Below are 8450 nucleotides of genomic sequence, written 5' to 3'. Positions count from 1 at the left end.
GCCGGACCGTCGAAGTAGGTAGGTTCTGCACCCGCACTTCCTGAGGCCACCATGCCAGTAATTAGTTCCTGATTGAAGCCGCGCATTCGGATCATTCCAACATGGCCCTGAATCCGGAATTCTCGTTCAATGTACGCAATGAGTTCTAGTTCTGTCATTCCCGGCTGGATGTAATCTGCAGCATCATCAAGCACCTTATGTGCAGCAGCTGCGGCAACCCGAATGCGATCCAGTTCATAAGAAGACTTAATCATTCTCAATTCCCGGAATAGGATCGATCCGTCTGTCCAATTCGCATCTGGAATGACCGTCTTCAATCTCTCATACTGCTGAACTGGTAGAACATCGAACTCCGTAGCAATGACGACAGCTTCCTCACCTTGAAACAGCTCTGCATAGTATGAGCGAATCGTCTCACCAAGCTGACGGAATGAACCGATCGGAGCAACGCGAATGATCGATTCTTTCTGCGCACGCTGATAGCTGCGTTTCACCAAATAGACAGGTTCGCCGCATCTCGGTACAAGCACATAGCCGGTCTGCATGGAGCCAGTTACATAATATATATCCACGTTGTGTGTAACTAAGTACAAATCGATACCAGCAAGCTCCATCTTCTGCTGCAGGCGAGCGACTCGATTGCGATGCTCTTGGATAGTTACTGCATCTATTCGCTGTTCGGAATGCATCAATTGACTCCTCCTCGTATTAGGAAATGATAATATCTGCCGTTTTTTTGCACTTGTATCTATTATGTAAAAAAGGGACTGCCATACATAGTAGTAGGCAGTCCCATCGTTGCTGTATGCTTTCCTGATCATATCACGAACGAGGAATAGCTAGCAAAATGGATCTATGGATATTGGATAAAGTGAGCATCAAAAAGCGCTCGGTCTCCCTGTTCATCCGGAATCAGGAGTGCCAAGCGCTTATGTACTGCGAAATCGTATTAGACAAATGGATTGTGCTTCTTCTCGTATCCAATTGTTGTAGTCGGACCATGTCCGGGATATACCGTAACTTCGTCGCTTAGTGTGAACAGCTTCTTATGAATAGAGTTCAGCAGTGTCTTCATGCTGCCGTCTCTCAAGTCTGTTCTCCCCACACTTTCCCGGAAAAGAACATCACCTGCGAACAAGTGCTTATCATGCAGGAAGCTCACACTGCCCGGCGAATGACCAGGTGTATGCATGACGTAGAAGGAATAACCGATCAGCTCCAGTGTATCCCCATCTTGCAGCAAATGTTCCGCTGGCTTCATGGACATTGCCGGAGACATTTGCGGCCACATGGTCGAGCCATTAAGTTCCGGTGTTGTCAGCCATTCCGCCTCAAGCTCATGAATGTATACTGGGCACGGATGTGCCTTACGCACAAGATCCACACCACCAATGTGATCGAAATGCGCATGTGTCAACAATATTGCCTTAACGCTTAGTCCATCGAGCGCTTGCAGCAACCGATCTGGATTCATGCCCGGATCAATGACAACCGCTTCTTTCGTATCTTCATTTGTCAATAGATAAGCGTTTGTTTGGACAGGACCTAAATTGAAACTTTGAATCGTAAACAATGTCTTGTCAGCTCCTTGCTATATTAAAAGCCCGACAGCAGGTCTCTCAATTCAGACGTAATTCGAGCATGATAGCCCGTTCCCTCGCCGTATTGTTCGAGAATACGCTGTCTGACTACTTTCAAATTATCTTGATAATCCGGAGCTTCACGATCCGGGTTCTCTTCCTTGAATCGGACCATATGTGCCTGCACGTCACTCGGACGAGGTCCCCATTGACCGAGAACATAACCGCCCGTATCAGCGAAGATGACGATTGGAACGGAGCGGCCGCCCATCGTCAGGAATTGATCCATAACCTCAGGGAACTGTTCCATAATTAGGACTTCTGTGTCAATGCTCGCTGCTTCCATAGCGCGGAACACAACAGGCACATTACGTACCGCATCTCCACACCAATCTGCGGCCAAGATTAGGCAGCGGATATCGTCCCGATATTGAAGCGATTCGAAAAACTCCTTCTCTTCTTCACTGGACCAAGCAAATTGATCATACCAGGAAATGAAGGCTTCCTTGTTCTTCTGCATGGAGTCGATAAATGCTTGTGGTGAAATTCCTCGGCCTATCACATTCGCTACATGTTTGCTCATTTCGGGTTCCCCTCTCTTCGCTTGGATTTCATATATTTGATAACAAAATATAGGGTAAGGCCAGCAAGTGCAACCAAAATAAATGGCTGAACATAAGGTGCCGCCTTCTCATTAATATGTTCCCACTGATCTCCAAGCGCGTACCCCAAATAAACAAATAGGATGGTCCATGGGATTACAGCCAGCGTTGTCAGAAGCGTAAATTTTCCTACCGGCATCTTGGATATTCCTGCTGGTATGGAAATCGCGTGACGGACAACCGGAACGAATCGTGCAGAAAAGATTACGCCTGTTCCATACTTCTGGAACCACTCTTCCGACTTCTCAATATGGTGCTTGCGTATCAGGATGTACTTCCCGAACTTCTCCAAGAAGGGTCGCCCGCCATATCTGCCGATTGCATATACGATGAGTTGCGCAAAGACACCACCAATTGTGCCGAAAATAATCGCAGCGATAAAACTGACCTTGCCAATCGATACTAAATATCCGCCGTAGGCTAACACGATTTCACTCGGAATGACTTCAATCATGAGCCCCAGCATTATTCCCCATTCCCCAAGCTGCTGCACCCAATGAAGCAGCATATTGATCATATCATGTATCCATGCCATAGCTCGTCTCTCTCCCTTTTTAATTCCCAGCTTATTCTAACATATGGATCGCCATGACTCCAATCATGACTTTGGCTTGTTCGATCTTGATGCCTACTTACCCCTAGGATAACACAAGTCATGCGCTACCCTGGCCATGCATACACATGGACTAAGCACAAGCTTGTACCTTATTTCATGATTTCATGATCATCTTCTCTAGTAATGGCTGCCTGCAAATGAAATGTTATAAGCAAGCACTAATAAGTGATACTCAATTGGACAAAGGAGGTTTCACAATTTGACACGTTTTTGGATCGTTTCTCGCAAACAATTGCGAATTGGTGCAATCGTCTTCTCCGCCATATTAGTAGCTGCAGCGTTCTGGCGCTATGAAACCGTGCGGTCGGAACGGGCAGTTGAGGCAACACCTCAATCGACTCGAATTCTCCACATGGTAACAGGAGAGGTTAAGTCCAAACTGGATAATGGGAAAGAAATCGAAGTGTATCAATTTATTCCGGGTACCGTTCACGCCAAAGCTGGTGAGCGAGTAGAGCTTCGTATTCGCGGAATTAACGGAAAAAAGCATGATTTCGAAATCGAGAGCATGAATGTAAAAGGCAGCATCGAGAAAGACAAAGAAACCGTCATCACCTTTACTGCCAAAGAAGGCATTCATCGCATCGTCTGCTTAACCCATCCGGATATGCAGCATGAAGGCCCTATGGTAGGGTATATCGTAATCGATTCGAAATAGCGCGTGGCCACAAGGAACCTGGGTAGGATGCCTGCATATGATGAACATATATGCAGGAAAGGAGTCGTCATCCATTGAAAGCCCCGAAGGAGCCTCATACAAGGCCTCTCCCCACAGCCAGAAGAATTCGCCGTGCTTGCAACAATGAGTTGTATCGAACCATTAAGCGGATGAACGTCTGGATTCCCGAAGATCTCGTCAAACAAGGAGAAGAACTGTACTATCGCAAAGTGATTGAGAACTTGATCTGGATTCACGAGAACGGTGCCAACCGCAAGAAGCTGTCCGATTGGTGGGACGAGACCGTCTGCGAAGAGCTTGCCGCACTGTGGAATGTAGATCAAGCGAAATTATCCTCCAGTTTCCGGCAAGCATTCGGAGGCTAACTGCTATAATCGCTCATGCAGGCTGTCGGGTTACCATCCGTTCAGCCTATTTCTAATGTCCAGCAACCTACGGAGCACTCATAGACGCACCAATCGGATTCGAGTTATGATGTTAGAAAATGGACGCTAAGGAGGACCTCATCTTGAAAAATATCGTATGTGCACTAGCTTTGCCGCCAGAATTTCTAGAGGGCATTCGCCTCGCTGCTCCCGAATACAATGTCATTGCTGGACGAGCTAAGGAGCTCGATCGAGACGTATTCCGACAAGCTGAAGTTATTTTCGGTTGGTCGCCTGCTATCATCGAGGGATGCCTCCATGATGATTCCCCGCTTCGCTGGATACAGCTGTGGACGGCTGGTGCCGATTATATTCCGATGGATACACTCCGCAAGCACGATGTAATGTTGACTACGGCGGGGGGGTGCATCCCGTCCCGATGATGGAGACGGTATTCGCGATGCTGCTCGGCTTCACTCGCAATCTGCCACAAGCGATTCGCAACCAAGATCGACACCTATGGGACAGTAAAGGGAATTATACGGAACTGCAGGGCAAGACCATGGGGATTATCGGCATCGGGCAAATCGGGGCTGAGGTTGCACGAATTGCCAAAGCGTTCGGGATGCGTGTTCTAGGCGTACGCCGCTCCGTTCAACCGACTGATTATGTCGACGGCTTGTTCACATTCGATCAGCTGAATGAAGTTCTATCTGAATGCGACGTAGTCGTCAACATACTGCCAAAGACATCTCAGACAATAAACTTATATGATGAAAATAGGTTTGCCGCCATGAAGCAAGGGTCACTGTTTATCAACGTTGGACGCGGTGCATCGGTGAAGACGGATGCTCTTATCGGTGCCTTGAACAGCGGCCACCTCGCGGGCGCTGGCCTCGATGTGTTCGACATCGAACCATTGCCAGAGGATCATCCGTTATGGTCCATGGACAATGTCATCATGTCTCCTCATATTGGAGGCAATACCGATCAATTGAAGGAACGAGCTACGAAGCTGTTTATCGAAAATCTCAAGGCCTATATCGAACAGGGACGTCCTGCTCTCAGCATTGTCGATTACGACAAGGAATACTGAGAATGCTGATTATGGTGGTCAGGCTTGAGTTTGAACCTCGTGATTATTCTGTCTGCTTTCAGGCTGAGAAAATCAACCTGCTTGCGAAAGAATACGCGCTGCTCGAATTTCTGTACCGAAATCGCGGCAAGGTCTTTAGCCGGGAGCAGCTGCTGGATCAGGTATGGCCGATGGAATATCCGGGCGAACGAACGGTAGACGATCATGTGTACCGGCTCCGAAAAAGAATGAAACCATGGAGCGGGAAAGTTCAGCTGATCACCGTGCGGGGGCTTGGCTACAGCCTCACAATAAAAGAAACGCTGGGACTTGCGGTTCCGTCGCTGACGGACAGTGGATTGCAGAAGCAAATCGGGCAGTTGTTGGACACCTATCTCATGTTAGGGCAAAGCCAATCGATGTTAGCCCTTGTCAATCAGCAAGAGCTTCTTGGCGTGAATATCAGTCCCTCCCATCAAATGTTTCTGAGGTTTGTGCGGGCAGATCTGGACTGGTTTCTGGAAAGCAATGCGGAGAACCCAGATAAATTATATTGGTTGCTGATATTTTACTACTCTTTTTATATGGAACCGGCGAAAAGTCTGGATTACTTTGAACGGACAATAGAATCGGGTATTTTGCCGTTTGAGATGCATCGCGAGCTGAAAGTGTTAAATATCCTCGGTCTTTATGCAGATAACGGTCGTGTTGAAGAGGATCTGCAGCGAGTGCAAGAAGCTTATCGGATCATCGAAAAGGAGCAAGGTAAGCTGGATACCTTCAAGGTTCATATTGCCATGTCGGAAATGCATATTCATTTGGTCGCAGGCAGTATCCAGGAGGCGGAGCGTTGCTCTAGGAAGATCGAAGACATGCTGGCTGACGCTCCTTATTTGCGGGAAATCAGCGCCTACCATGGTTTAAGAGGGAAATTGCTGCTGCTTCAAGGCCGCCCCCAGGCAGCAGCTGCTGCATTCGAATATGGCCTTGAGGCTGGCGAAACGGCGCATAATGTACCGCTGCTCGCTCGGTTGATCATCGGTACGCTCCATTTTTTAAAAACGTCATATCACGATTCCAAACTGCTGCGATCCTTCCAGAATCGATATGATGAGTTTGAACGGGGATATAAGCTGGAGGCACATAAAAAGTCCATAGAACAGATGATTGAGCGGATTTTAGGTTCTGTCTGATAATCCCCTGATATTTCTTCGTTAAAGTGGGAGTAATTCTGATTTAACGGAGGAAATATTCATGTCTACCACATCTGTTTCAAACGGGCGCCAGGCATCTATTTGGAAGAACCGGATTTTTACTAAAATGTACTCGGCTTATGCAGTTTCATCTTTCGGCGAATGGTTCGACGTCTTTGCGATTGAGATTCTGGTGGCATACCGCTGGCATGCGGATCCGTTTATGATCGCCTTGATTCCGGTGATGATCGCTCTTCCGGGCATTCTGTTCGGATCTTTCGCCGGTGTAATCGCCGACCGTTGGAAGAAGGTCAATCTCATGCTGTTGGCCGATGCAGCCGAAACGCTGCTCACCATATTGCTGCTGTTTGTTCCCGGCATGTACTGGATGCTGCCTTTGCTTGCGTTTCGCGCCACAATGGGAGTATTCCGCGTTCCAGCGCATCAAGCGTTGACGCGCCAGGTGGTTCGGGAGGATCAACTGCTCAAAGCAACCTCGTATAATGGGCTCGTTAATCAATTTTCCAAAATCGCGGGGCCCCTGCTCGGCGCAGTGGCTTTAACGGTGATCTCCCCGCAATTATGTATTTTGGTGAATGCCATCACGCGCTTTTTCTCCTGCATATTGCTATATACAATGCGGCATATCGATGAAAATCCAAAAGCAGAGAATCGGGAGAATTCTGATGACTCGGAAAACGGCGCAGAGACCAAGATGAGCTTCGCCCAATTATGGAGGCAAGGGTGGGCATTGCTTCTGCAGCGCCGGATTCTTTTTAGTAGTTTTATCGTGAATATGATCATTATGCTGATTATTCTGATGATCGATTTCCAGTTTCCGACGTTGTATCGGGAAATTGCCCCTCATAACGAGTCTCTGCTTGGGTGGATGGTGGCTGCCACAGGAGTCGGAGCGTTTATCACCATCCTGTTGGTGAACCGTCTTGGCAAAGTAAGGTACGGACTTGGTATCGGGGGAGGAGCCGCATTAATTGGAGCTGCTTTTGGAAGTATGGGACTCTTAAGAGCGGATTCGCATGAAATATGGAGCATCGTCTTGGGACTTGTGATCGGTATTGGAAACGGGCTGTCTATCGTGACTTATAACTATGTCCTACAGAAAGAAACTCCTGAGGGTATGACAGGCCGGATCTTTGGCATTCAAAATATGTCCGCCAGCACGATGATGGTAGGTGCCCCTTTGATCGGAGGCTTACTGATTCGTGGAATGGGTGTGAGCAATGTGTTTTTCTTGCTGGGAACGGTTGTCTTCATCATTGGCGTCATATGCCTGAGTATTCAGCACGTATTATGGCCGACCAGGTTCCAATCAACGCAGCCGCAAGAAATGCGGGAGATTTCCGGGTAGTGGTCTATGCGGAGCAAGAGACTCCAGTATGGAGCTGAAAATAAGCCAACTATCCGTCCTATGGATGTCATTTTCATATTGTTTATCGTGCTGGCAACGTTGACGTACTCGCTCCAGTGAAGGTACGTACCGATGATTTCAACCGGATGCTGCGGGACGATGCTATTAATCTGATCGTACCGCCTTAGGGTGGCGATTATCTTAATTCAGCGGAAAGTTCAAATCGGCCTCTGTTCGCATTATCTGCGACGAGACCGATTTTTTTCTTGAGTTGCTCGAGATTTCGCCCCTATCGGTGTGCCCCAGCAGGCACAGCATGTTCAAAGTTCACCTTCAATTTTATGAGAAAAGTCCGGTATCCTGGTGATGTCAAATGAAGGAGACCAGCGCTCGAGGCTTGTTAACGTCCATGAACTACTGTCCCCTCGTGATCAACGAAACGATCGAGCTGTAAGCCCGCTTCGCTTCCTCCGTCATAGCGAAACGCTTGCCGTTTGCAGGATTGCGCATGAGAAGGACATGATGTGCCTCCGCTTCATATTGCCGGAACATCTTGCCTGCTGCGTTCGCATATGCAGTCGCTTGAAGGCGATCTGCACTGTAGTGCGCCGCAAGTGCCAGCTTCTCAATGGCTTCGGTCTGCAGCACGCGATCGAAGCGGTCGCTGCTAACCGCCGCCTCCCACCAAGCGGCGGTGTCATCGGCGCGGCCAAGGCGTTCACTTGCCAAGGCGAGCGCACGGTAGAGCCCCTTGCCATCGCGTTCGTAGCGCGGCCCTTCCTCCAGAAGGGCAAGCGCCTCCTGCGGAGGCAAGGTTCGGCTCACGGCGATGCGAAGCGCCGTGTTCGCAGGCGCCCAGCGCAGCGCAGCCACTTGCTGCGCTTGCGCGCGGGCCATGCCGACAGGGCCTG

Annotated in this window: 11 protein-coding genes; 6 read left to right on the top strand and 5 right to left on the bottom strand. The window is 48.9% G+C overall.

What is annotated here, in order from left to right; translation table 11 throughout:
• The 4 genes from AZ66_RS23605 to AZ66_RS23590 form a co-directional block, all read right to left on the bottom strand.
• A partial coding sequence (locus tag AZ66_RS23605; protein WP_156160059.1) for an aminopeptidase P family protein occupies positions 1 to 689 on the bottom strand: 689 nt, incomplete at its 3' end.
• Between the two features lie 260 nt (positions 690 to 949).
• The gene (locus AZ66_RS23600) at positions 950 to 1573 is read right to left on the bottom strand and encodes an MBL fold metallo-hydrolase (RefSeq protein WP_021261570.1); all 624 of its coding nucleotides are present in this window, start codon (positions 1571 to 1573) and stop codon (positions 950 to 952) included.
• A 23-nt stretch (positions 1574 to 1596) separates the two neighbouring features.
• Positions 1597 to 2163, bottom strand: coding sequence for a thioredoxin family protein (locus tag AZ66_RS23595; protein WP_021261571.1), 567 nt, complete (start codon positions 2161 to 2163; stop codon positions 1597 to 1599).
• Positions 2160 to 2777 (bottom strand): DedA family protein, encoded by a 618-nt coding sequence (locus AZ66_RS23590; RefSeq protein WP_021255279.1) that lies wholly within the window; start codon positions 2775 to 2777, stop codon positions 2160 to 2162. The genes AZ66_RS23595 and AZ66_RS23590 overlap by 4 nt, the downstream gene beginning before the upstream one ends.
• 280 nt (positions 2778 to 3057) lie before the next feature.
• On the opposite strand from AZ66_RS23590, the gene AZ66_RS23585 reads away from it, so the two are divergent.
• From AZ66_RS23585 to AZ66_RS23565, 6 genes are all read left to right on the top strand, one after another.
• The gene (locus tag AZ66_RS23585; protein ID WP_021261572.1) at positions 3058 to 3516 is read left to right on the top strand and encodes a cupredoxin domain-containing protein; all 459 of its coding nucleotides are present in this window, start codon (positions 3058 to 3060) and stop codon (positions 3514 to 3516) included.
• Positions 3517 to 3566: 50 nt separating this feature from the next.
• Positions 3567 to 3902, top strand: a complete 336-nt coding sequence (locus AZ66_RS23580; protein ID WP_370510431.1) for a dehydrogenase — start codon at positions 3567 to 3569, stop codon at positions 3900 to 3902.
• A gap of 143 nt (positions 3903 to 4045) precedes the next feature.
• Positions 4046 to 4345 carry a hypothetical protein gene (locus tag AZ66_RS33620; RefSeq protein WP_331436932.1) on the top strand — a complete coding sequence of 100 codons (300 nt, stop codon included), beginning with the start codon at positions 4046 to 4048 and terminating at the stop codon, positions 4343 to 4345.
• Positions 4342 to 4998, top strand: a complete 657-nt coding sequence (locus AZ66_RS23575) for a D-2-hydroxyacid dehydrogenase (protein ID WP_331436931.1) — start codon at positions 4342 to 4344, stop codon at positions 4996 to 4998. The genes AZ66_RS33620 and AZ66_RS23575 overlap by 4 nt, the downstream gene beginning before the upstream one ends.
• Positions 4999 to 5000: 2 nt before the next feature.
• Entirely contained in the window at positions 5001 to 6170 is a 1170-nt protein-coding gene (locus AZ66_RS23570; RefSeq protein ID WP_052648805.1) for a winged helix-turn-helix domain-containing protein, read from the top strand.
• Between the two features lie 61 nt (positions 6171 to 6231).
• Positions 6232 to 7539: an MFS transporter gene (locus tag AZ66_RS23565; protein WP_044357088.1), complete on the top strand. Its 1308-nt coding sequence runs from the start codon at positions 6232 to 6234 to the stop codon at positions 7537 to 7539.
• Positions 7540 to 7953: 414 nt separating this feature from the next.
• On the opposite strand, the gene AZ66_RS23560 is transcribed toward AZ66_RS23565, so the two are convergent.
• Entirely contained in the window at positions 7954 to 8364 is a 411-nt protein-coding gene (locus AZ66_RS23560; RefSeq protein ID WP_156160058.1) for a hypothetical protein, read from the bottom strand.
• Positions 8365 to 8450: the final 86 nt, after the last annotated feature.

The sequence above is a fragment of the Paenibacillus sp. E194 genome (assembly GCF_000935845.1).
In the GTDB taxonomy this organism is placed as follows: domain Bacteria; phylum Bacillota; class Bacilli; order Paenibacillales; family Paenibacillaceae; genus Paenibacillus_B; species Paenibacillus_B alvei_B.
This window is presented reverse-complemented; position numbering and strand designations above follow the sequence as displayed.

Excerpts from the sequence above, each read along its gene's own strand:
- AZ66_RS23595 (WP_021261571.1), bottom strand. The coding sequence starts at position 2,163 with ATGAGCAAACATGTAGCGAATGTGATAGGCCGAGGAATTTCACCACAA.
- AZ66_RS23590 (WP_021255279.1), bottom strand. The coding sequence starts at position 2,777 with ATGGCATGGATACATGATATGATCAATATGCTGCTTCATTGGGTGCAG.
- AZ66_RS23580 (WP_370510431.1), top strand. The coding sequence starts at position 3,567 with ATGCAGGAAAGGAGTCGTCATCCATTGAAAGCCCCGAAGGAGCCTCAT.
- AZ66_RS23575 (WP_331436931.1), top strand. The coding sequence starts at position 4,342 with ATGATGGAGACGGTATTCGCGATGCTGCTCGGCTTCACTCGCAATCTG.
- AZ66_RS23570 (WP_052648805.1), top strand. The coding sequence starts at position 5,001 with ATGCTGATTATGGTGGTCAGGCTTGAGTTTGAACCTCGTGATTATTCT.
- AZ66_RS23565 (WP_044357088.1), top strand. The coding sequence starts at position 6,232 with ATGTCTACCACATCTGTTTCAAACGGGCGCCAGGCATCTATTTGGAAG.